Genomic DNA, 21,357 nt, shown 5'->3' with positions numbered 1-21,357 from the left:
CCGATCCGCGCGGGAGTGGCCGACGTCCGTCGACAAGGTCCGAAGTGGACGCCGAAAGCATGATCCGGAACACCGTTTCGGGTAACTGATCATCGTCGCGGGGCGGGTCCGAGCGGTCGGACCGGGCGGCTCCACCGAGCCGGCCGGACGCCCGCGACACACCGGCCGGATGTCCCTGAGCCGCCGGTCGGGCCTAATCGGTGGCGGGGCGTGTTCGGGTGTTCACGGCACACCGCTGCGTCGTTAGCCTCGCTCCGTCACGCGTCGGCGTGACACATCCGCGCCGAAACTCCGGCGCCGTCCGTGGGGGTAACACGCATGACGAGAAGGCTCATCGGGTTCGTGGCCGCGTTCGCCGTGGTGGTGGGCGGTTCGTTCACCGTCGCCGCCCCGGCGCAGGCCGCCACCCCGGCCATCGAGATCACGAAGGTCTACTACGACTCGCCGGGCGCCGACAACCGTTCGAACTCCAGCCTCAACGCCGAGTACGTGAAGCTGACCAACCGGCGGGCCCGCACCATCAACCTGAAGAACTGGACCCTGCGCGACAAGGCCAACCACGTCTACAAGTTCAGCGGCGACGTCAAACTCGCCAAGGGCAAGAGCGTCGTCATCCGGACCGGCAAGGGCAAGAACACCGCCGGTACCCGCTACTGGGGCTCGGGCAACTACATCTGGAACAACACCGGCGACACCGCGTACCTGCGCAACGCCAGTGGCAAGCAGATCGACAAGTGCTCCTGGAAGAAGGGCAAGGGCTACACGACCTGCTGACCGGCTACGGCCCGGGACGACCTGTGCTGGTGCGGATCGATCATTATCGTGGTTCGCTGAGCGTGCTGGTGGTCGTCCCGGGCGGTCCGACCCGACCATCCAGCGGAACAGAGGGATGTCGTGTTGAGGCGTGGTCTTGCGGTGCTGGCGCTGGCCCTGTTTCTGAGTACGCCGGTGGTGACCGGGTGGCTCGTCGGTGACCTGACCGGCGGGGCGGCCCGGCGGCTCGCCGCCGAAGGGGAGTCACTCGACTACGCGGTGGAGCCGGTCAGTCTGGGCGCAGTCGGCGACCGGGTGCTGGTGGTCGTGGCCAGCGTGCTCATGGTGGTGTCGCTGGCCCTGTTGATCCACGCCACCGCCACCCGCAAGCTTGATCCCCGCTGGTGGTCGGTGCTGGTGCCGGTGGTCCTCGCCGGCGTGCTGATCGGCCTGGCCTGGCGGATCGCGACCGCCGGAGCGATCGGAGCGAACATCGGCGCCGGCCTGGTCGTTCTTGCCGGCGGGCCGGTGCTCCTGCTTCTCCTCGGCGTTGCCGTCGTGCAGGCGGCTCGGCTGAGCCGGGAACATCGCCGTCGGGTTGGTTGAGGCCCACTCGCCGCAGCACGGTCGAATCGCCCAGGCCGTCACAGTGGAGGGGGAAGCGGTCCTTCTCCGCGCATCGTCTTCTGGGCCAACTCGACGCGTTCAGGATGGAGTGCCTGATCACCGAGTGGACGGCCGGCAACGTTGATGCAGCGTTGACCTGGCTGGGCGTCGCAGACCGGGCAGAGCAGGAACAGCCCGCCCGACGACACCACCTGGATGCCCTGCGCCAGAGCCGCTCTGCCGATCTTGACAATTGCCTGGTAGAGGGACTGATCCTGGTAGCGCGCCGCCGCGTCGGCAACCTCTCGCATCCCTTCCCAGAACCGTTCGCGGGCGTCCGGCTCGTCCACGTTGAAGCGCATGATCCGACATCCCCGCCGACCCATCGGCCAAACCTGCTCACCTGACGGCCTCGTAAGGGTGTGCCGCGCGGCGAGGGTCAGCCGGTTGCGGATCTGGGCCAGGGACAGGAACGGCGCGGTCACCCGCACACCAACCCGAGACCGAGGGCCAGCTCACCGATCATCGCCGGAGCCTTCGGATCACGGGCCACCTGGGCGAGGACATCCCGGCCCGCCGGCCGGCGACGTACCTCGTACGGCGCCAGGATCTCCGCGTCGAGCAGCACCCTAGCCGCACTCCCGGGATCGCCGGTTTGAAGGTACGCGCGGGCGGCGTCGACCAGATGCGCGGCCCGATGCTCCACCGGCAGCAACCGCCACCCGTCCCGCCGAATCGCCTGCTGGTGCCGCGCGATCGCCGCCGACCCGTCGCCCCACTCCACGGCGGCAGCGCACCGAGCCAGCTCGACAGAGGTCGGCCCGAACGCGGTCCGGTGATGGTCGTGCCCGTCGCCCACCCGAGCCGCCATCTCGGCGGCCTCGTCCAGCAGGTCACCGGTCGTACGCTCGTCACCGCACCGGGCTGCGACCAACCCGGCCTGCACCAACAACGCCCCACACAGCGACAACTCCTGCGGGGAGCCGGCGTCAAGATCCGAAGGAGCGATTTGGTACGCCGCCGCCAGCAGCACCGACCGCGCCCGCGCCGAGGACCGCAACACCTGCCCGAGCTGCACCGACGCGCACGCCATCAACGCCCGGTCCCCCGTCGCGGCAGCCATCGCCCGATCGACGGCCAGCCAGGCCAGATCCGTCGCGTCCAGCTTGACCAGTAACGCTGCCGTCATGCGGTACGCGTCCACCACCAGTCGGCCAGCCGTCGGATCCCGGGCGTAGTTTCGCTGAACATCGCGCAGCAGGTCCGGTAGCAGCTCGACCACCTGTGGATACCTGGCGTGCTGGTAGGCGGTCCACGCGTACCCGACGTGCCGGGCAACACGCTCGACCGGCAGCACCGGCGCGGACCGGTCGCGCACCATCTCGTACGCCGACAAAGCTTCCCGGATCCGCGCGACATCTTCGTCCCGCTCTGCCGCACCGGTGGGCTGAGCGTCCCGACCGAGCAACGCCGCGGCGTCGACCCGGAGCACGGCGGCAATGTCGCGAATGGTCGACACCCGCTCCAGCGAGCGGACCCCACGCTCGACCTTGTCGACCCAACTCTTCGACTTGCCCAGCCGATCAGCCAACGACTGCTGCGACAGCCGCCGCCGTACCCGCAGATACGCCACCCGCCGACCAATCGGCACGCGGTCACCGCTCACGACGACGCCACGGCCGATCCGGCACCGCCCGAGTCGTCTCCGCGACCGGTATTCGTTCCGCCTCCGCCTGGGCAAGGATTCGCTGCTTCGCGGCCTCCCGCTCTGCTGCCTGAATCTGCTCGCCCCGGTTCTCGGACGAAGAGTTTTCGCTCATGCCCCACCTCCGCTGGTAGGGGCGCGGCGACGTGCTCTGAAAGGCCTTACACCGCTCGCCGCATCCCGTGAGCGAGAAGTTACGGTCAGTCGCGATCCAGGCTGGGTAAGGTTTCTACCCCTGAATCAGGAGACGAGTCCGACCCTGGCCGCGAGGTCGCGCGCGTCATCTTGGGTGGAACGCGGCCCGTCGAGCAGGTCCAAGGTGATCTGACGGGCGTACCCGTTGAAGCGAATCGTTTCCGGCGCCGATTCGTACGCCTGCCGCAGCGTCGCCACGGCCGCTTCCTTGTTGTTCTTGCCGTAGTGCGCCCGCGCGACCTCGATCAGATGGCGTGCCCGACGTGGCCTCGACGGGATCGCCGCCGCATCATGACGACGAGCCTGCCGCACCGCCTCACCCGACTTCTGCAACTCCACCGCCACCGTCACCGCATGAGCGCCCATGATGACCTGCGAAAACGACGTCTGTGGCTGGTAGAAACCCTGCGGCAGGCGCTGCGCCACCCGATCCGCACGATCCCAGTACCGCCAGGCCCGCCCTTCCTCACCGGCACGAGCGGTCGTGTACGCGGCCTCGAAGTTCAGCGCACCCCACAGCGCCAGCAGATTCGTGCTCCCGTCAGCCGCTCGCGACTCCAGAGCCGACAGCACGTCCAGCGTCACCGCCATTGCGGTGTCCCAGTCCCCGGCATCCCGATGCACCTGACACAGGAACCACCCCGCACACGCGATCGCCTCAGGATCGCCGGACTCCTGCGCCGCCACCATCGCCCGGTCCGCCACCCGCCACAGCAACTCGGCAGCCGGTTGGTATGCGATGAACATCTGCGCCAGCCCGAGCGTCTCTGCCAGCAGCGCTTGTGCCTGCCGCCGCTGCTCACCCTGGTACGCCAAAACGGCGCTCTGCCCGTCGCGCAGCAACCCCGGCAACAACCCGCCCAGCACCGTACGGTGATCCGACGCCTGATGCCGCGCTCGCCATGCCACCGCAAGCCGCTCCCTGAGACCGGACAACGACTCGGCCGGAGCATCGCCGGAGAATCCGACACGGTTCACGGCATCCCGGACCGACCCCAGCGCCGGATGCTCCGGCCCGTTGACCGCAGCAGAGCGGTCACCAAACTCCACAGCCAGGACAGAAACATCGATCTTCAGGGCACGCGCGATCCGATCCAGCATGTGAATGCGCGGCGGAAGGATCCGATCCGTCTCCACCGCCTTGACCCACTCGGCGCTACGTCCCACTAACCCACCGAGCACCGCCCTGGTCTTCCCGGACCGCTCCCGGTAAACCTTCAACCGCTGCCCGAACGTCAACTCCGGCAAGGAATCCACCCGGAACCTCCTCGCAAAGCGCGGGATGTAGCACCGACTCAACGGCCACAATCACGCCCAACGCTACCGATCCGCAGGCCGACCCATAACCCCTCACACACCGGCGACTCCTACCTGCTCTCCGCGCCAGCAGCCGGGCGTGTTGCGTGGCCGGAGTCGGAGCGCCAGCGGAGCTCGCAGCACCACCAAGGCCATCGCCAGGTTCAAGGTCCGCAAACCGGAACCTCCATGGCGTGGAAACGCCAGCCGGACCACGGGAACCTGATTTGCGGGTCCCGCCATGTCAGAGGTGGTGAGTAGCTTTATGCAATACGGACCATCACGCCGAGGAAGGCCGCAGATGGAACTACCGCTCAGGCGAGTCGAGCGCGCCGAGACGCCGGTTATGTTCGTAGCTGTCAAAGATGGATCAGACGAGATCGGGCCAGCCTGGGACCACCTGGAGATCCTGCTCGGGTCGCTACGCGGGCGCAAGTTCCTTGGCGTGTTCGACGACTCCGGCATCTACCGCTGCTGCGTCCAGATCCGAGCTGGCGACGACCCTGACCAACTCGACCTGCAATCAGGCGTCGTGCCAGGAGGTCGGTATCTGAGCGCAACCGTGCGTGGTCCCCAACCCGCCACCTACGCCCTGCTCACCCCGGCCTTTGAACAGCTGCGGCGCTCCGGAGACCGAGACGACGCTCGCCCCAGTATCGAGTTCTACCGCCGCCATGACCGGATCGACCTGCTCATGCCGATACGAGCTTGAACCGACCGACCACCACCAAAGCACCAGAGGGCACACCCCCGATGGGGTGTGCCCTCTTACCTGGTCGGGGTGGCCGGATTCGAACCGACGACCTCTTCGTCCCGAACGAAGCGCGCTACCAAGCTGCGCCACACCCCGAGGCGTGCCGACAAATAGTAGCCCACCCGTGCCGGGGCTCAAACTCGGTACCCGGGGTGTGGGCGGTCAGCTCGGGATCAGGGTCAGCAGGCTGGCCTCCGGCGGGCAGGCGAAGCGGACGGGCGCGGTCGGGTGGGTGCCGAGCCCGGCGGAGACGTGCAGCCAGGAGTCCGATCCGGGCCAGCGGTGCAGACCCTTCGCCATCGACCTGGGTAGCCCGCAGTTGGTCACCAACGCCCCCACTCCCGGTACGCACACCTGGCCACCGTGGGTGTGCCCGGCGAGCAGCAGCCCGAATCCGTCGGCGGCCATCTCGTCGAGCAGCGCCGGCTCGGGAGAGTGGGTGAGCGCGATGGAGAGATCGGCGGTGGAGGAGACCGGGCCGGCCACCGAGGCGTAGTCGTCCCGCTCGACGTGCGGGTCGTCGACGCCGGCCATGTCGATCGCCCGGCCGCCGGCCTTGACCGTCGTCCGCCGGTTGTTCAGGTCGACCCAGCCGGCACCGGTGAGCACGTCACGCAGGTCCTCGGTGGGCAACTCGACCCCATCGGTGTACTCCCGGTCGGGCAGGAAGTAACTGAACGGGTTCTTCCAGACCGGCCCGGTGTAGTCGTTCGAGCCGAACACGAATGCGCCCGGGTAGTCGAGCAGGGGCTGCAGCGCCCGCAGCACCCCCGGCACCGCGCCCGGATGTGCCATGTTGTCTCCGGTGACCACCACCAGGTCGGGGTCGAGGGCGGCCAGTGAGGCGACCCACTGCTGCTTGCGTACCTGGTTGGGGGTCATGTGCAGATCCGACAGGTGCAGCACGCGGAGCGGCTCGGTGCCGGTCGGCAGCACCGGCACGTCGAAGCGGCGGAGGGTGAACATGTTGCGCTCGACAAGGGAGGCGTACGCCAGAGCGGCGGCACCCGTCGCGACGGTCGCGGTCGCGAGCCGGAATAGTGTGCGCTTTCGCATGCCGATCAGGGTAGTTTGACCGTCCATGAGCACGCTGAAGGACCGCCTCACCGCCGACATGCGGGCCGCGCTGAAGGCCCGCGACGAGCTGACCACCTCCACCCTGCGGATGGCTCTGGCCGCCGTGGGCACCGCCGAGGTCTCCGGCAAGGCCAAGCGGGAGCTCAGCGACGACGAGGTGGTGCTTGTGCTGACCAAGGAGGCCAAGAAGCGCCGCGAGGCGGCCACCGCCTTCGCCGACGCGGGCCGCGCCGAGCAGGCTGCCAAGGAGTCCGCCGAGGGTGAGGTGTTGGAGCGCTACCTACCGAAGCAGCTCTCCGACGCCGAGCTGACCGACGTGGTCACGCAGGCGCTCTCCGCGGGCGGCTTCACCGGAAAGGCGCAGATGGGCCCGGCGATGAAGGCGGCCCAGGCCGCGGTGGCCGGCCAGGCCGAGGGCGGTCGGGTGGCCGCCGAGGTACGCCGCCAGCTGGGCCTCTGAATCGTCTCGCCGAGCACCGCTGCGTAGGTCCACCTGCGCGGCTGACCGGGTCCTGTTGGTGCTGACTGCGCTGGCTCGGCTGCTGCGGCGGTGAACCGAACATGAACGGGCGGACACCCCTCGTGTGGGGTGCCCGCCCGTTCAGGCGTCACTGCGGCCGGTCAGCCGCCGGGTCTACCCGGCGGACGACCGGGGCTGCTGGGCGGGCCGGAGGACGGACTGGTGCCCGGCCGGCCGTTGCCGCCCCCGTCGTCGTTGTCGGCCTTACCGGCGCTGAGCATGATCGTCACGATGCCGCCCTTGATGGTGCGGCCGCTGGGACTGGTGCCGGCGGCGGTGCCGGCGGGGCAGTCGGAGGTGACCCGGGTGCTGGAGACGATCGGCTCGAAGCCGGCGCCGGAGAGGCGGGACTTGGCCCGCTCGACGTCCAGACATGAGACGCCCGGGATGGTGCGCTGGTCACCCAGGGAGATCTTCTTACCGGGCGGGTCGAAGTTGATCCCCTTCTTGCCCTTCATGGCGGCCTTCAACGTCTTCCACACCGGCGGGTTGATGCCGTCGGGCGTCTTGTGCTTCATCTTGACGTTGGTCTGCGGCCAGTCCGGGTCGGCCAGGATGCCGGCGACCGCGTACTGCTTGGTCATCGCGACCAGCGAGGCGGTCTTCTCGGAGTCGGTGGTGCCGGACTTGCCGGCCACCGGCTTGCCGACGTTCCACTTCACCTCGGCGGCGGTACGGCTGCCGCCGCACTTGCTGGTGGAGGAGTTGTCACCGACCGGGCAGCGGGCCGCGTCCACCGCCGCGCGGGCCACCTCGGTGCTGAACCGCTTCTCGCAGCGCGGGTTGGCCACGTCCAGCTTGTTGCCGTCCAGGTCCCGGATCTCCTGCACCGGAATCGGCTCGCAGTACTTGCCGTCAGCGGCCAGGGTGGCGTACGAGTTGGCCAGTTCCAACGGGGTGACCTGCGAGACGCCCAGGGTGAAGGCGCCCCACTGGTGGGCAGCCTCCTTGTTGTTGGCGAACTCCGCGTCCTTGCTCTGCCGGAACTGGATGCCCAGGCGCTTGGCCACGTCGACCACGTTCTCCGCGCCGACCTGCTGTTGCAGCGGCACGAAGAAGGTGTTGATCGAGGCGGAGAAGGCGCTCCACATGTTCTGCACGCCGCCGGCCTTGAGGCCGGAGTTGGTCGGGCAGTAGAAGTGGGTGCCGGCGCAGGCGGCGGGGTTGCCCCGGTCGATGATGTATTCCGACTTGAACTGCTGCGGCGCGTTGAAGGTGTAGCTGAGCGGGATGCCCTTTTCCAGCGCGGCGACGATCGTGTACATCTTGAAGACCGAGCCGGCCTGGTAGCCGGTGATGCCGTCGCCGCCGGTCAGCAGCGGGTTGACCGTGTTCGGGTAGTTGCCGAGCTTGCCCTTCCGGCGCTGGACCGGATCGCTGTGTGGCTTGTTCTTCGGCTTGTCCGGGTTGTCGAGCTTGAAGTTCCGGTTGACCGACAGCGCCCGGACCCGGCCGGTGCCGGGCTCGACGACCGCAATCATGGCGGCCTCCTTGGCACTCACCGGCTTTGCCCTGCGTACCGCCTTGTCGGCTCCGGTCTGGGCCTGCTTGTCCAGGGTCGTGACGATGGTGTAGCCACCGCTCTTGAGCCGCCGCTCCCGGTCGTACGAGGTCGAGCCGAACGTCTCCTGCGCCATCCACCAGCGGTAGAAGTAGTCGCAGAAGAAGCCCCAGGCGTTCTTGTTGGTGGCGACGCAGCCGTTCGGGGCCCGCTTGCCCTTGACCACCAGCTTGACGGCCTTGGCCTCTTCGGCCTGCTGCTGGGTGATCGCCCCAATCTTTACCATGTTGTCGATGACGTAGTCGCGCCGGGCCACCGCGTGCGGGTAACCGTCCTTGGTGGTCGGGTCGAACGAGGTGGGGGCCTTCACCAGACCGGCCAGCATGGCCGCCTCTTCGATCTTCAGATCCTTCGGCGGCTTGTTGAAGTAGACCTGGCTTGCGGCGTAGATGCCGTACGCGCCGTTGCCGAAGGCGGCGAGGTTGAGGTAGCGCTCCAGGATCTCGTCCTTCGACATCTCCTTGTCGAGCTGGATCGCGTACCGCATCTCGCGCAGCTTGCGGGCGCTGGTGTCCTCGGTCGCGGCGATCACGTCGGCCGGATGCGTGGCCGAGTACGCGATGCCCATCCGGACGTACTGCATGGTCAGCGTCGACGCGCCCTGCCGGTCGGCACCGGTCTGGCTGTTGTTGACGAAGGCCCGGGCCACGCCGTTGAGGTCGACCCCGTTGTGGTTGTAGAAGTCGTGGTCCTCGGCGGCGATGATCGCGTCGCGCATGTTCTTCGAGATGTCGGCGAACTTCACGTCGCGCCGGTTCTCGTCGTACATGGTGGCGAGCGGTGTCTTGCCGTCGGAGGCGAGCAGGTAGCTGATCTGCGGCGCGCGGGCCACGGTCAGTTCCTTCGGCAGCGCGCCGAAGGTCTCCGCGCCGGCCTTCGCGGCCAGGCCCGACATCGCCACGGCGGGGAAGGCCGCAGCGGCAACGACCACGCCGGCCAACAGCCCACAGATGAGCAGCGATGCGGCGTTGGTCAGGATGTTGTGGTCACGTTTCCGCATCCAGGTCACCTCGACAGGGTACGCGAACAGGTAACGAGGGGCGCTGGGGCGTCTTTTCCCCATTTCCTGCGCGCGCCGTCCTCGTTGTGCTAGACGCGTGGCACCGGGTGTCCGGTTGCGTGGATCCGAGCCGAGTTTCCTCCTCACGGAGGTGGCTTGCAGCGTTTTCGCGGACCTCGGTGGGGTAAGCGGCGGTCCCGAGCCCGAGACGTCGGGAGTGTCCGGAATGATGGATTTCGCCGACAACGTTGCGTAATCGTGCGACTACAGAGCATGATGTAGGCGGCGACAGCGCCACATGTCGTCTGTGCCGCCTTGGGGTAAGGCGTGCCGGACGATCCGGGGGGATTGCCGGCTGGCCCGCGACGGCGTCGGTAGTACTGCAAGGGGGGACGTGTACAGATGGGCATGATCACTGACTGGCCGTCGTTGGCGGCGTGTCAGAACGGGGACCCGGACGCGTTGTTCGTACAGGGCGCCGAACAGAACGTGGCCAAGCGGATCTGCCGGAGCTGCCCAGTCCGGTACGAATGCCTGGCCGACGCGCTGGACAACCGGATCGAGTTCGGCGTGTGGGGTGGCATGACCGAACGGGAACGTCGGGCGCTGCTGCGTCGTCACCCCCAGGTCACCAGCTGGCGCAAGATGTTCGAGGCGGCGATGAAGAAGAACGCCAAGGACAAGGCCGGCAAGGACAAGATCCTGGCCGCCGCCGGCAACTGACCAACCGGCACGGTCAGTTGCGGCTTCCGCCGCACCGAACGTCGGTCAGGAGCGGCTGACCGCCGCTGCGATCGTCCGCAGCCCGTCGACGTCATGCACGTCGGCGGGCTGCGCCGTCACCGACACCGTCGGCACCTGCGGGAACGCCTCGGTGAAACGTGCTGCCACCTGCTGTTCGCGCACCGCCTGCTCGGCCAGGGCGGCGTGCGCCCGCAGCACCTCGACGGTGCCCTCATGGCCACCGACCGTGGCCAACCGGTCAGCGGCCGCGCGGCTCTCCGTCGCGTCCAACTCGGCCACCGTCGGCTGGTGCACCCGGTTGAGTACCAGGCCGGCGAGCGGCATCTTCTCCGCGCCCAGCCGGCCAGCGAAGTAGGCGGCCTCCCGGACCGCGTCCGGCTCCGGCGTCGCGACCAGCAGGAAAGCCGTCTCCCGCGCCTGCAGGATGCGGTACGTCTGCTCGGCGCGCTGCCGGAACCCGCCGAACATCGAGTCGAGGGCGGCGACGAAACCGGACAGGTCGGTCAGCAACTGCGTGCCGATCACCTTCTGCACCACCCGGGAGAACATCCCGAATGAGGCGGTGACCAGGCTGAACATGCTGCGGCCACCGGTTCGTGCCGGCGCGAGCAGCAGCCGGAGCATCCGCCCGTCGAGGAATCGCGACAGTCGGGCCGGCGCGTCGAGGAAGTCCAGCGCCGAGCGCGACGGCGGGGTGTCCACCACGATCAGGTCCCACTCGCCCCGCGCGTGCAACTGGCCGAGCTTCTCCATCGCCATGTACTCCTGCGTGCCGGCGAAGGTGGAACTCATGGCCTGGTAGAAGGGGTTGGCGAAGATCTCCGCCGCCTTCGCCGGATCGGTGTGCGCCAGCACCACGTCGTCGAAGGTGCGTTTCATGTCGAGCATCATGGCGTGCAACTCGCCGCCACTGTCCTCGACGTCGATCCCCTTGACCTGCCGGGGAGTGTTGTCCAGCTCGGTCAGGCCGAGGGACTGGGCCAATCGCCGCGCCGGGTCGATGGTGAGCACCACCGTGCGTCGGCCGTGCTGCTCGGCGGCGCGCAGCGCGAGTGCGGCGGCCGTGGTCGTCTTGCCCACCCCGCCCGCACCGCAGCAGACCACGATCCGTACTCCCGGGTCAGCCAGGATCCGGTCGACGTCCAGCGGCGGCGCGGCGTTGTCGGAAGGCACCAATCGAGCGTATAGGGCGCGCCGACTCCGCGCGCCTGGCCGAGGTGAGGTGTGAGTCAATCGCCCTGCACGAGCGCGGCGGCGAGCACCTCCAGGCCGGCACGGTTCACCCCGTCGGGCAGCAGCGGCAGCTCGACCAGGGGCACGCCGAGTTCCACCAGATCCGTGCGGAGCGAATCCTCCAACTCCCGGCGGATCATCAGGTCGCGCGCCTCGTCGTGCAGACCGGTGACGATCGGCCCGCTGGCCGGCAGCCCCGCCGCACGCAGGCCGCGCGCCAACTCCGCCTCGGTGACCAACCGTCCTGTCGGCAGCGGTGGCCGGGTTCCGTTGACGATCACCCGGCCCACCCCGAAACCAAGCGAGGTCAGCTCCGCGATCGCGTCGACGGTCTCCTGCACCGGCATCTCCTCGAGCAGGGTCACCACGTGCACGGCCGTCATCGGTGAGCGCAGCAGTGCGGAGACTCCCTCGCTCTGCGTCTTGATCGGCCCCACCTTGGCCAACCGGGCGGTCTCGGCGGTGACGTTCAGGAAACGCCCGATCCGGCCGGTGGGTGGTGCGTCCAGCACCACCGCGTCGTACACCCGCCGCTGGCCGGCGGTGCGGGTGGTGGCCTCCTTGACCTTGCCGGTGAGCAGCACGTCGCGCAGCCCCGGGGCGATCGTGGTGGCGAAGTCGATCGCCCCGAACTTGCGTAGCGCCCGGCCGGCCGCGCCGAGCTTGTAGAACATGTCGAGGTATTCGAGCAGCGCCTCCTCGGCGTCCACCGCGAGCGCCGACACCTCGCCGCCGCCGGGGGCGTCGGCCAGGTGTCGTTCGGCGTACGGCAGTGGTTCGGTGCCGAAGAGCTGGGCGATGCCCTGTCGCCCCTCCACCTCCACCAGCAGGGTGCGCCGACCACCGGCGGCGAGGCCCAGGGCCAGCGCGGCGGCCACGCTGGTCTTGCCCGTGCCCCCCTTGCCGGTCACCACATGCAGGCGGGCGGGCCAGTCGGTGACGGCCCGGTCAGTCGGTCGCTGCGCTGCTCCCACCCGTCGAGCCTATCCACCCGGCGTTTTCAGGAGACCTCACAGACCCACCAGCCGGTCTTGCGGATCACCGTGAAGCGCAGATCCTGGTCGGCGATCTTCTCATCGGCGGTGGTCACGGTCACCGTGGTGGTGACGGTCGCCCGGTCGCCGGTCTCGTTGTCCACCGTCGGGGTGTCCCACCGGAACCGGGGGTTCTGGTAGGTCGAGACGTACTCCTCGATCTCGGCCACCTTGGCCTGGATCTTGTCCTGGTCGCGGGCCGCGGTGCAGACCAGATCTGCCGCCTTGGCGGCGTCCCGGTCCTGGTAGACCGCGGTCAGGAAGTCGTCGACCGCCACTGACGGATCGGGTGCGCCCTCGCCCGCCTCGGCGTTGCGCAGGGTCAGGAACGCGACCACGCCGCCTCCGGCGCAGAGCAGCAGCACCACGACCAGCGCGAGTGAGGCCAGCAGGGCCCCCCGCTTACGTGGCGGCGCGGGAGGCGACTGGTACGGCGGATGTCCGGGCGCAGCCGGCGGGACACCAGGCCCGGTGGCCGGCGAGGACTGGGCCGGCGGGAGGTCGGTGGGGCCGGTCGGGCCGCCGGCGGGTGGCTGGGTCATCGGTCCCCCCGGGTGCGGCGCAGCACCGCGCACAGGCGGCGAGCGTGGGATCGGGTGTCCGGGCCGGGCGCCCGTCCAGACGGGAAGGGTAGCGGTCCGCGGTCCCGCTGCGGAGTGCCCGGTGTGTCCCTTACCGAGATCACGATCAACTTTCCGCTGGTCGGGTGTCGCAAATGTGACCGAACGCGATCGGGCGCGCGCGTCCTGTTGATGGGACCGACGTCCCGGTCCTACGGTCGCTCCGGCACGCCCCGCTCGGGCCGGGCGGATAGGTCCCGGACCGGTGGGCGAGGCCGTGACCAGGTACGACGCCCGGAGGCAGTGCATGCGCGACACGGACAACACCCCCCGAGCCCAGTTCCCCGGCGGGCTGCGGCGGGGCAGCCGGACGGCTGGCGGAGACTCCTCCGCCCGGCTACCGGTGAATGAGCGCTCGTACCGGCGTCCGGTCGACCCGGTCACGAGTGCCGACCCGGCGACGAGTGCCGACCCGATCGCGAGCGTCGATCCGGCCGGCGGGCGGGAAGAGGACGGCCCCGGCTACGTCATCCATCTACCCATCCGGGTGACCGACCTGGCCGCCGCCACCGCGCTGGCCGGTCGGGTGGCCACCTCGCTGAACTTTCTGCTCGAACTGGACGCGGGAGAGACCGAGGTGTCGACCGCGGACGACCAGAACAATCGGCACCGGGTCTTCTGCGACCTGCTGCTGCCGGACCGTACGCGTTGCCCCCAGCCCTACGACCATGCCGGCCCGTGCGGGGAACTGCCGCCCGCGCCCGAGCAGCGCACCGCCGCCGAGCAGTGGCCCACCGCTGAACAGCGTCCCGCATCCCGGCCAACCGGTGGACCGTAGGCTGTGCCCCACAGTGTCCATGCCACCGAGGGAGCCCTCCACCGATGCAGAAGTGGGAATACGCCACGGTCCCGCTGCTGGTCCACGCGACCAAGCAGATCCTCGACAACTGGGGTGAGGACGGCTGGGAACTCGTTTCCGTCGTACCCGGACCGAACCCGGAGCAACTGGTCGCCTACCTGAAGCGCCCGAAGGCATGAGTGTCGTGACCAACGGACCTCACGCCAGGCTGGCGGAACTCGGGCTGGAGCTGCCGGAGGTGGTGCCGCCGGTGGCCAGCTACCTGCCGGCGGTGCAGTCCGGGCAGCACGTCTACGTCTCGGGTCAGTTGCCGCTGGCCGAGGGCAAGCTCCTGGCCACCGGCAAGGTGGGGGCTGGCGTCTCCGCCGAGCAGGCCAAGCAACTTGCCCAGCGTTGCGCGCTCAACGCGCTCGCCGCGGTCGACTCGCTGGTCGGTCTGGAGAACGTGGTCAAGGTGGTGAAGCTGACCGGCTTCGTCGCCAGCGCACCCGGCTTCACCGGTCAGCCCGGTGTCATCAACGGCGCGTCGGACCTGCTCGGCACCGTTTTCGGTGAGGCGGGCCGGCACGCCCGTTCGGCCGTCGGCGTCGCGGAACTTCCCCTGGACGCCCCGGTCGAGGTCGAGGTCATCTTCGAGGTCTCCTGACCACGAGACACCGCCGGATCTTCCCGCGATCTTGCACTTCTGGCCGGGACGAAGGCCCCTAACGAGGGCGAATCGGCGACCAGAACTGCAAGATCGCGGGGCTGCGTCGGCGGAGTCGTACGATCGCAGCCATGGGAGGGCATGTGACGGGGGCGGTGAGCGCCCTCGCCAGCGAACTGCCGGACTGGGTGACGCTGCTGCGGGCACCCAATCCGGGGCCGATGACGTTGGACGGCACCAACACCTGGCTGCTGCGGGCCGCGCCGGGCGAGCCGGCGGTGGTGGTCGACCCGGGGCCGGCGGACGAGGCGCACCTGGCGGCGATCGTCGCACAGGGGCCGGTCGGACGGGTGCTGATCACGCACGGGCACCCGGACCACACCGAGGGCTCGGCGCGCCTGCACGAACTGCTCGGTGGGGCCCACGTCCTCGCCGTCGACCCGGCGCACACCATCGGCGGTGAGCCGCTGACAAGGCCGGGCCAGGATCTCGCTGGCTTCGGCCTGGCGGTCCGCCTGCTCAGCACCCCCGGGCACACCGCCGACTCGGTCTGCTTCCTCGCCGAGCGGGACGGTCAGCGCGTGGTCCTCACCGGTGACACGATCCTCGGCCGAGGCACCACCGTCGTGGCGCATCCGGACGGACACCTCGGCGACTACCTGACGAGTCTGGAACTGCTCTCGACGTACCGGGAGATCCCGGCGCTGCCCGGCCACGGCCCGGCACTTGCCGACTGCGGTGCGGCCGCCGACTTCTACCTCGCCCACCGTCGCGCCCGCCTCGACCAGGTCCGGCGGGCGCTGGACGCGGGCGCGCGGACCGCGGCCGAGGTGGTCGCCACGGTCTACGCGGACGTCGACCGGTCGTTGTGGTGGGCGGCGGAATGGTCGGTACGCGCCCAGCTCGAATACCTGGACCGGGAATCCGACGGCGGCGACGCGGGGTTGGATCCAGCGTGACCTGCCCGGTGTGTGGAACCGTCGCTGTGCCCGGCGCCCGGTTCTGCCACAACTGCGGGGCCGCGCTGCCGGCCGCCGCGACCCTGCCCGCCGCCGAGCGCCGGGTGGTGACCGTCCTCTTCGGTGACCTGTCCGACTTCACCTCCTGGTCGGAGGATCTCGACCCGGAGCGGGTCGGCGCGGTCACCGACCGCGTGCTGGCCGCGCTGGCCGGGGCGGTCAAGACCTTCGGCGGGCACGTCGACAAGCTGACCGGCGACGGGATCATGGCGGTCTTCGGTGCCCCCGTGGCGCACGAGGACGACGCCGAACGGGCCGTACGCGCCGCGTTGTCCATGCAGCGGGCGGTCCGCCGGGTGCTCGACGACGAACGGGGCGGCGGCGCGCCGCTGGGACTCCGGGTCGGGCTCAACACCGGTGACGTGATCGCCGGTATCCAGGCCGCCATCGAGTACACCGTCATCGGCGACACGGTGAACACCGCCGCCCGGCTGGCCGACGCCGCCGCCGTCGGCGCGGTCTACGCCGGTGGGCGTACCGCCATGGCGACCCGGCACGTCGCGAGCTGGCGAGCGTTGCGACCGCTGCGGCTCAAGGGCAAACGCGAGCCGGTCGAGGCGTACGAACTGCTCGGCCTCCTGGACGCTCCCGGCACCCGCTCCGGCCTCGGCGACGAGGCGCCGTTCGTGGGCCGGGAGACGGAGATCGGCCGGGTGGCCGGCCGGCTCGCCGAGGTGATCGACCGCTCCGAGCCCCGGGTGCTGCTGATGACGGCCGAGGCGGGCATCGGCAAGTCCCGGTTCGCGGCCGAGGTGGAACGCCTCGCCGCCGGCTATGACGTCGGCCCCGGTCGGTACGCCGCACACACCGGTGCCCGGGTGCTGTCGGTGCGTTGCGCGGCGTTCGGTGAGCGTCGCCGGTTGGCTCCCCTCGCCGACCTGGTGCGCGCCGCGACAGGGCTGCCCAACGACGCCGCGACCGCGGTCACCCGCGCGGCCGTCGAGGAGCGGCTGCGCCGGCTCGAACAACGGCTCAACCGAAGCCGGACGGAGCCGGCCCCGGTCGCCATCGACCAACTACTGGCCCTGCTCGGGTACGCGGAACTACCCGCCGGCGGCACGACGGAGGGCGAGTGGAGCACCGCCCAGCCGCCGGCCGACGCCGACGCGGTGCCCAACGCGGTGGCCGACCTGCTCAGCGCGCTCGCCGAGGAGGCACCGCTGGTGGTGATCGTGGACGATCTGCACGACGCCACCGCGGAGACCATCGGCGCGTTGGAGGTCACGCTGTCCCGGCTCACCGGGCCGGTGCTGGTGCTGCTGCTCGGCCGACCCGAGCTGGTGCGTGCCGCCGGCACGCTGGCCCGGGTCTCCGAGGCCGAGGTACAACCACTGCCGCCGCTGCGCGGTGCCGACGCGGCGCGGCTGCTGACCAGTTACCTCGGCGGTGGACGGCTGCCCCAGGCCGACGCCGACCGGTTGCTCGCCACCGCCCAGGGCAACGCCTTCTACCTTGCGGAACTGGTCACCCTGCTGATGGAACGCGGCGCGCTCACCGCCGGGACACACAACAGTTGGCGGCTGGCACCCGGCTCTCTCGGCAGCCGGCTGCTCTCCCGGGACCTTGCGGCGGTGCTCGCCGCCCGGATCGACGCGCTGCCCGTCGAGGCACGCTCGGTGCTGCGCGACGCCGCGGTGGTCGGCGACACCGTGCCCGACGGTGCGCTGGAGGCCCTGCGGGAGCAGCGCACCGGTCGTGACGGCCGCCCGGCCGCGGTCGCCGCCGTCGAGCTGGAACGGGCCGTGGAGGAACTGCTGCAACGCCGGATGCTGCACCGCACCCGCAGCGGGTACGCCTTCGCCACCCCGCTGATGCGGGAGGCCGCGTACTCCGGAATCAGCAAGGCGGAGCTGGCGGAACGGCACGCCGCGCTGGCCCGCTGGGCGGCTCCGGTGACCGAGGCGACCGGAACCGGCAGCACCGGAACCGGCCCGGGCGGCTTCTCGGAGTCGGCCCGGGACGACTTTGTGGCCGAGCACGTCGAGCGGGCCACCGCGTTGGCCGACGCGGTCACGCTCCGTCCGGACGCGCCGGCCCGGGCGGTCGCTCCGCTGGGCGTGGCGGCGCTCGGCCGGGCCACCCGCCGGGCGTTGCACGCGGGGGAGCCGGCGCTGGCCGTCGAGTACGCCGAACGCGCGGCGGAACTGGCCCGCGACGGAGTGCCCGCGGTCGATCGGGTGGCGCACGCCCGGGCACTGCTCCAGGTCGGTCGGGCCGGCGACGCCCTGGCCTCGGCCGAGAAGATCGCCGCGAACGCGGGCGATCCGGCGACGCGGGTCAGTGCCCTGCTGATCGCCGGGCAGGCACAGCAGGTGATGGGTGACCTACGGCGGGCCGAGTCCTGTTGGCGGGAGGCGCTGCAGGTGGCTGGCGACGCCGACCTGCCCACCCTGCGCGCGTCCGCGATGCGACGGCTGGGCATGACGGACTTCCTGGTCGGCCGGCTGGGTCAGGCCAGCAGCCGACTCGCGGCCGCGTACCAGGTCAGCCTGGCCGTGGGGGACCGCCGGGGACAGGCCTGGTCGTTGCAGAACCTCGCCTGGGTGACCACCACCCGGGGCGACTTCGCCGGCACGGACGCGGTGCTCGGCCGGGCCGCCCGGCTCTTCGCCGAGCTGAAGGATCCGTACGGGCGGGCGTGGCTGCGCGGCACCACCGCCTTCGCCCGGTTGCTCGCCGGTCGGTTGCGGGAGGCGCGCCGACTGGCCCGGGTGTTCCTGCCGTTCGGTGAACGGGTCGGCGAGGCGTGGGCGGTGGGCACCCTGCGGGCTGTCGACGCGTACGCCAACGCCGAGTTGGGTGAGCTGGTCGACGCCGACCGGGAGGCCCGGCGGGCGTACCGGGACTTCGCCGCCGCCTCGGACGACTGGGGTCAGGGTTTCGCACTGGTGGTCCGGGGTGTGATCGCCCGCGGGCTGGGCGCGCCGGAGCACGCCGCAGACCTGCTCACCGATGCGCTCGCCTACGGCCACCGGACCGCTCACCCGTTGCTCACCGGAATGGCCGGCACGCTGCGCGGCTTCGTCGCGTTGGAGATGGGCGACGTGGCCGGGGCCGAGCGGGACGCCCGGGCGGTGCTCACCACGGTGGAACCGCACAACCCGCAGGCCCCGGCACAGGTTGGTCCCCGGGTGCTGCTGGCCACCGCCCGGTTGGCGGCCGGCGACTCCGGCACGGCGGTCGGCCTGCTCGCCCCGGTGGCCACGATGGCGGCCACCACCCCGTCCCTGCTCTTCTCCCGTCGGCAGTCGATGGCACGCTACGCCTCGGCCCTGCTCGCCCACGACCAGCGTGAGCAGGCGCTGGACTGGGCCCGCCGGGCGGCGCGCGCACCCGCCGAGGACGTCCGCAGCCAGGTGGTCGCGGCGAGCGTACTCGCCGAGGCGCTGGCCGCGTGCGGCCGACCGGCGGAGGCCAAGGCCAGCGCCGAGGACGCGGTCCGGTTGGCGTACGCCACTGAGCAGCGCAGTGAACGGGCCGCAGCGGAGGCGCTGCTCACCCGCCTGAGTACCCCCGGCTGAGCACATCCGACGGCGCCCCCGCCCGGCGGTGCCGCCGGTGCGGCCGGGCCTTCGGCGCGGTGTCCAGAAGCGTCCACTCTCGCGCCGGAACCTTCGACCGAATCGGGCGGCCGATGTGCGGCCGGTACGGATCTGACGGTTTCGGGGATGTTGGCCGGTCGGGGCGGGCCGCTAGCGTGACGGGTTCACGCGGCCGTCAGTGTCGTCGGTCGTGCCGTCGAGGGGGAGGACGAAGATGAGGCTGCCGCGTTCGGTCGCGGGGTGGACGATCGCGGTGTTCGGCGTGCTGGCGCTGCTGATGGGGGCGGTCGGCCTGCTCTGGCCGGAGGCGCTGCTGCGGATGCTCGGCTTCGAGATTCCGCAGACCCGCGCGCCGGGCGACTACACCGGTGCCTTCGTGACGGCTTCCTCGATGGCCTCGTTCAACATGGGGGTCTACTACCTGCTCGCCACCGCCACCGAGTGGCGTGCCTTCTACCGCTTCACCGTGGTGTTCCGGCTGGTCACGTTCACGGTCTTCACGATCGCGGTGGTAGCCGACATCGCACCGGGGCGGTTCTTCGGGGTGGCGGCCTGGGAAGGCCTGGGCGCGTTGGCCACCGCCGGTGGTCTCTGGTGGGACGCACGCCGGTCCGTCGGCTCGGGCGCGGCTGGCGACTCGGCAGTCACCGCCACGGATCAGCGCGGATCGACACCTGGCGAACCGGTGTCAAACGACGACCGGGGCCGCGCCGGAACGCCAGGTGTGGGGCCAGCCGCCGATGCGGTTCACTGAGCGCCCGGAACCGTTGGGTATTTTCGAGACCGTGACCGACACCCCGCCCGGCGCCCTGCCGACGCCCATCGTGCCTGGTCTGACTGATTTGCAGGTGTTTGCCCGAGGGGGTTACGCCACCGTCTACCGGGCGACGCAGATCTCGGTTGGCCGCGAGGTCGCCGTCAAAGTGGAGAACCGGACCCTGGCCAGCGACCGGGACCAGGCCCGCTTCCTGCGGGAGGCGCGTGCCGCCGGTCGGATGTCGTCCCACCCGCACGTGGTCGACCTGTTCGACGTCGGGGTCACCATCGACCAGCACCCCTACCTGATCATGGAGCTCTGCGACGGGTCGTACGCCGAGCGGATGCGCAACTCGCCGCTGGACGCCGTCGAGGCCCGCGATCTCGGCATCAAGATCGCGGATGCCATCGCCCACTCGCATGCCGCCGGTGTGCTGCATCGCGACGTCAAGCCGGCCAACATCCTCCATTCCCACTTCAACTCGGCGGTGCTGGCCGACTTCGGGCTTGCCGTGGTCGCCGAGATGCGGGACGCCACCGTCGCGCTGGAGGTGCTCACGCCGGCGTACGCGCCGCCGGAGATGTTCAGCCACAGCCCGCCGTCGCCGGCCGTCGACGTGTACGCGCTCTGCGCCACGCTCTACGCGGTCATGCACGGCAGGCCGCCGCGCTGGCAGAGCGAGCGCAACCCGAGCCTGGTCACCGTGCTGGAGATGTTCCACCAGCCGATCCCCGGACTACCTGGCATTCCGGAGTGCCTGGTCGACGTCCTGCGGACCGGCATGGCCAACGATCCTGGCGACCGGCCGTCCGCCGCCGAACTGCGCGACATGCTCACGAACCTGACGCTCAACGATGCGGGAGCGTCGAATCCTCCGGCGGCACCGATCCGCAGTGCTGCCGGAGGTGCACCGGACGCCGGCCGCCCCGCCCAGCCGGCCGGGGGCGACTCCACCGAGCGCAGCCGTCGTCGGCGCTGGTTCCTGGGCGCCACCGGAGTGGTCGCCCTCGCCGCCTCGGCGGGCGTCGGTGCCTGGGCGGCCGGCGGTGTGCCGTCACCGCAGGCCAGCATCTCGGCCCGTCCGGCGGCAACCGGGATGCTTCGTCCGGGCTGCGCCACTCACCCGGAAGCGCTTCCCACCGGTGCACAGTGCGCGACGGAACTGGAGTGCTTCGGGCCGGTGCAGGTGCGCGGCCAGCGGGCCGAGGCCAGCCGAATGCCCTGCGACACCCGGCACACCTGGGAGAGCTACGCCGAGGGGCAGTTGCCGGCCGCGTTGGCCGATGCCGGCCACGACGAGATCGTCGCCGACCCCCAGGTGCGCCAGGTCTGCAACCATGAGACGTTCCGGCTGGTCAGTGGGGTGCGCCAGACGGGCGGATGGAATCTTGAGGTGCTGCCGCCGGCCGACACCGACACCGACCGCACCTACCGCTGCCTGGCCGGGCGGGGCCTGGACGGGCTGGCGTCGCCGACGCTCACCAGCGGCTGAATCA

At 70.6% G+C, this 21,357-nt stretch carries 21 protein-coding genes and 1 tRNA gene; 12 read left to right on the top strand and 10 right to left on the bottom strand.

Annotated features, from left to right (window positions below):
• The first annotated feature begins 318 nt into the window (after positions 1-318).
• Positions 319-774: a lamin tail domain-containing protein gene (locus tag Vlu01_RS12595; RefSeq protein WP_239095860.1), complete on the top strand. Its 456-nt coding sequence runs from the start codon at positions 319-321 to the stop codon at positions 772-774.
• 123 nt (positions 775-897) lie between these two features.
• The gene (locus Vlu01_RS12590; RefSeq protein WP_203998061.1) at positions 898-1,359 is read left to right on the top strand and encodes a hypothetical protein; all 462 of its coding nucleotides are present in this window, start codon (positions 898-900) and stop codon (positions 1,357-1,359) included.
• A 38-nt stretch (positions 1,360-1,397) separates the two neighbouring features.
• Here the strand turns inward: Vlu01_RS12590 and Vlu01_RS12585 are convergent, their stop codons facing one another.
• From Vlu01_RS12585 to Vlu01_RS12570, 4 genes are all read right to left on the bottom strand, one after another.
• On the bottom strand, positions 1,398-1,721 hold the full coding sequence (locus tag Vlu01_RS12585; RefSeq protein WP_203998058.1) for a zinc finger domain-containing protein: 324 nt from the start codon (positions 1,719-1,721) through the stop codon (positions 1,398-1,400).
• Between the two features lie 119 nt (positions 1,722-1,840).
• A complete protein-coding gene (locus Vlu01_RS12580) occupies positions 1,841-3,025 on the bottom strand; it encodes a helix-turn-helix domain-containing protein (RefSeq protein WP_239095859.1) in 1,185 nt (394 codons plus the stop codon).
• Positions 3,015-3,179, bottom strand: a complete 165-nt coding sequence (locus Vlu01_RS12575) for a hypothetical protein (protein WP_203998055.1) — start codon at positions 3,177-3,179, stop codon at positions 3,015-3,017. The genes Vlu01_RS12580 and Vlu01_RS12575 overlap by 11 nt, the downstream gene beginning before the upstream one ends.
• Before the next feature lie 125 nt (positions 3,180-3,304).
• Positions 3,305-4,516, bottom strand: a complete 1,212-nt coding sequence (locus Vlu01_RS12570) for a helix-turn-helix domain-containing protein (protein ID WP_203998052.1) — start codon at positions 4,514-4,516, stop codon at positions 3,305-3,307.
• A 340-nt stretch (positions 4,517-4,856) separates the two neighbouring features.
• Between Vlu01_RS12570 and Vlu01_RS12565 the strand changes: the two genes are divergently transcribed.
• Positions 4,857-5,267 carry a GyrI-like domain-containing protein gene (locus Vlu01_RS12565; RefSeq protein WP_203998049.1) on the top strand — a complete coding sequence of 137 codons (411 nt, stop codon included), beginning with the start codon at positions 4,857-4,859 and terminating at the stop codon, positions 5,265-5,267.
• A gap of 61 nt (positions 5,268-5,328) precedes the next feature.
• Here the strand turns inward: Vlu01_RS12565 and Vlu01_RS12560 are convergent.
• Together Vlu01_RS12560 and Vlu01_RS12555 are read right to left on the bottom strand one after the other, a co-directional pair.
• Positions 5,329-5,405, bottom strand: a tRNA-Pro gene (locus tag Vlu01_RS12560).
• 66 nt (positions 5,406-5,471) lie between these two features.
• Positions 5,472-6,365, bottom strand: coding sequence for a metallophosphoesterase (locus tag Vlu01_RS12555; protein WP_203998045.1), 894 nt, complete (start codon positions 6,363-6,365; stop codon positions 5,472-5,474).
• A gap of 25 nt (positions 6,366-6,390) precedes the next feature.
• Between Vlu01_RS12555 and Vlu01_RS12550 the strand changes: the two genes are divergently transcribed.
• Positions 6,391-6,846 (top strand): GatB/YqeY domain-containing protein, encoded by a 456-nt coding sequence (locus Vlu01_RS12550; RefSeq protein ID WP_203998042.1) that lies wholly within the window; start codon positions 6,391-6,393, stop codon positions 6,844-6,846.
• A gap of 161 nt (positions 6,847-7,007) precedes the next feature.
• On the opposite strand, the gene Vlu01_RS12545 is transcribed toward Vlu01_RS12550, so the two are convergent.
• Complete coding sequence (locus Vlu01_RS12545) at positions 7,008-9,467, bottom strand: penicillin-binding protein (RefSeq protein WP_203998038.1); 2,460 nt, start codon at positions 9,465-9,467, stop codon at positions 7,008-7,010.
• A 402-nt stretch (positions 9,468-9,869) separates the two neighbouring features.
• Between Vlu01_RS12545 and Vlu01_RS12540 the strand changes: the two genes are divergently transcribed.
• A complete protein-coding gene (locus Vlu01_RS12540; protein WP_155214342.1) occupies positions 9,870-10,190 on the top strand; it encodes a WhiB family transcriptional regulator in 321 nt (106 codons plus the stop codon).
• A gap of 45 nt (positions 10,191-10,235) precedes the next feature.
• Here Vlu01_RS12540 and bagB read toward each other — a convergent pair whose 3' ends face one another.
• Genes bagB through Vlu01_RS12525 form a run of 3 tightly spaced genes read right to left on the bottom strand, consistent with a single transcriptional unit; the run spans position 10,236 to position 13,020 of the window.
• On the bottom strand, positions 10,236-11,387 hold the full coding sequence (gene bagB, locus Vlu01_RS12535) for an ArsA family ATPase (protein WP_203998035.1): 1,152 nt from the start codon (positions 11,385-11,387) through the stop codon (positions 10,236-10,238).
• 53 nt (positions 11,388-11,440) lie between these two features.
• Positions 11,441-12,418, bottom strand: a complete 978-nt coding sequence (gene bagA, locus Vlu01_RS12530; protein ID WP_203998032.1) for an ATPase BagA — start codon at positions 12,416-12,418, stop codon at positions 11,441-11,443.
• A 26-nt stretch (positions 12,419-12,444) separates the two neighbouring features.
• Positions 12,445-13,020, bottom strand: a complete 576-nt coding sequence (locus tag Vlu01_RS12525; protein WP_203998029.1) for an Rv0361 family membrane protein — start codon at positions 13,018-13,020, stop codon at positions 12,445-12,447.
• Between the two features lie 325 nt (positions 13,021-13,345).
• Between Vlu01_RS12525 and Vlu01_RS12520 the strand changes: the two genes are divergently transcribed.
• From Vlu01_RS12520 to Vlu01_RS12490, 7 genes are all read left to right on the top strand, one after another.
• A complete protein-coding gene (locus Vlu01_RS12520) occupies positions 13,346-13,876 on the top strand; it encodes a hypothetical protein (RefSeq protein ID WP_203998026.1) in 531 nt (176 codons plus the stop codon).
• A gap of 44 nt (positions 13,877-13,920) precedes the next feature.
• A complete protein-coding gene (gene sp36 / locus Vlu01_RS12515) occupies positions 13,921-14,076 on the top strand; it encodes a Sp36 family protein (protein WP_013736319.1) in 156 nt (51 codons plus the stop codon).
• Positions 14,073-14,543, top strand: a complete 471-nt coding sequence (locus Vlu01_RS12510) for a RidA family protein (RefSeq protein ID WP_203998023.1) — start codon at positions 14,073-14,075, stop codon at positions 14,541-14,543. The genes sp36 and Vlu01_RS12510 overlap by 4 nt, the downstream gene beginning before the upstream one ends.
• A 131-nt stretch (positions 14,544-14,674) precedes the next feature.
• On the top strand, positions 14,675-15,502 hold the full coding sequence (locus Vlu01_RS12505; RefSeq protein ID WP_203998020.1) for an MBL fold metallo-hydrolase: 828 nt from the start codon (positions 14,675-14,677) through the stop codon (positions 15,500-15,502).
• Positions 15,499-19,083: an adenylate/guanylate cyclase domain-containing protein gene (locus Vlu01_RS12500; RefSeq protein WP_203998017.1), complete on the top strand. Its 3,585-nt coding sequence runs from the start codon at positions 15,499-15,501 to the stop codon at positions 19,081-19,083. The genes Vlu01_RS12505 and Vlu01_RS12500 overlap by 4 nt, the downstream gene beginning before the upstream one ends.
• Before the next feature lie 235 nt (positions 19,084-19,318).
• Positions 19,319-19,858: a hypothetical protein gene (locus Vlu01_RS12495; protein WP_203998014.1), complete on the top strand. Its 540-nt coding sequence runs from the start codon at positions 19,319-19,321 to the stop codon at positions 19,856-19,858.
• A gap of 31 nt (positions 19,859-19,889) precedes the next feature.
• A complete protein-coding gene (locus Vlu01_RS12490; RefSeq protein WP_203998011.1) occupies positions 19,890-21,353 on the top strand; it encodes a serine/threonine-protein kinase in 1,464 nt (487 codons plus the stop codon).
• Positions 21,354-21,357: the final 4 nt, after the last annotated feature.

It is taken from the genome of Micromonospora lutea (assembly GCF_016863535.1).
In the GTDB taxonomy this organism is placed as follows: Bacteria; Actinomycetota; Actinomycetes; order Mycobacteriales; family Micromonosporaceae; genus Micromonospora; species Micromonospora lutea.
This window is presented reverse-complemented; position numbering and strand designations above follow the sequence as displayed.

Excerpts from the sequence above, each read along its gene's own strand:
- Vlu01_RS12595 (WP_239095860.1), top strand. The coding sequence starts at position 319 with ATGACGAGAAGGCTCATCGGGTTCGTGGCCGCGTTCGCCGTGGTGGTG.
- Vlu01_RS12585 (WP_203998058.1), bottom strand. The coding sequence starts at position 1,721 with ATGCGCTTCAACGTGGACGAGCCGGACGCCCGCGAACGGTTCTGGGAA.
- Vlu01_RS12575 (WP_203998055.1), bottom strand. The coding sequence starts at position 3,179 with ATGAGCGAAAACTCTTCGTCCGAGAACCGGGGCGAGCAGATTCAGGCA.
- Vlu01_RS12565 (WP_203998049.1), top strand. The coding sequence starts at position 4,857 with ATGGAACTACCGCTCAGGCGAGTCGAGCGCGCCGAGACGCCGGTTATG.
- Vlu01_RS12555 (WP_203998045.1), bottom strand. The coding sequence starts at position 6,365 with ATGCGAAAGCGCACACTATTCCGGCTCGCGACCGCGACCGTCGCGACG.
- Vlu01_RS12550 (WP_203998042.1), top strand. The coding sequence starts at position 6,391 with ATGAGCACGCTGAAGGACCGCCTCACCGCCGACATGCGGGCCGCGCTG.
- Vlu01_RS12545 (WP_203998038.1), bottom strand. The coding sequence starts at position 9,467 with ATGCGGAAACGTGACCACAACATCCTGACCAACGCCGCATCGCTGCTC.
- Vlu01_RS12540 (WP_155214342.1), top strand. The coding sequence starts at position 9,870 with ATGGGCATGATCACTGACTGGCCGTCGTTGGCGGCGTGTCAGAACGGG.
- Vlu01_RS12525 (WP_203998029.1), bottom strand. The coding sequence starts at position 13,020 with ATGACCCAGCCACCCGCCGGCGGCCCGACCGGCCCCACCGACCTCCCG.
- Vlu01_RS12520 (WP_203998026.1), top strand. The coding sequence starts at position 13,346 with ATGCGCGACACGGACAACACCCCCCGAGCCCAGTTCCCCGGCGGGCTG.
- sp36 (WP_013736319.1), top strand. The coding sequence starts at position 13,921 with ATGCAGAAGTGGGAATACGCCACGGTCCCGCTGCTGGTCCACGCGACC.
- Vlu01_RS12510 (WP_203998023.1), top strand. The coding sequence starts at position 14,073 with ATGAGTGTCGTGACCAACGGACCTCACGCCAGGCTGGCGGAACTCGGG.
- Vlu01_RS12505 (WP_203998020.1), top strand. The coding sequence starts at position 14,675 with ATGGGAGGGCATGTGACGGGGGCGGTGAGCGCCCTCGCCAGCGAACTG.
- Vlu01_RS12495 (WP_203998014.1), top strand. The coding sequence starts at position 19,319 with ATGAGGCTGCCGCGTTCGGTCGCGGGGTGGACGATCGCGGTGTTCGGC.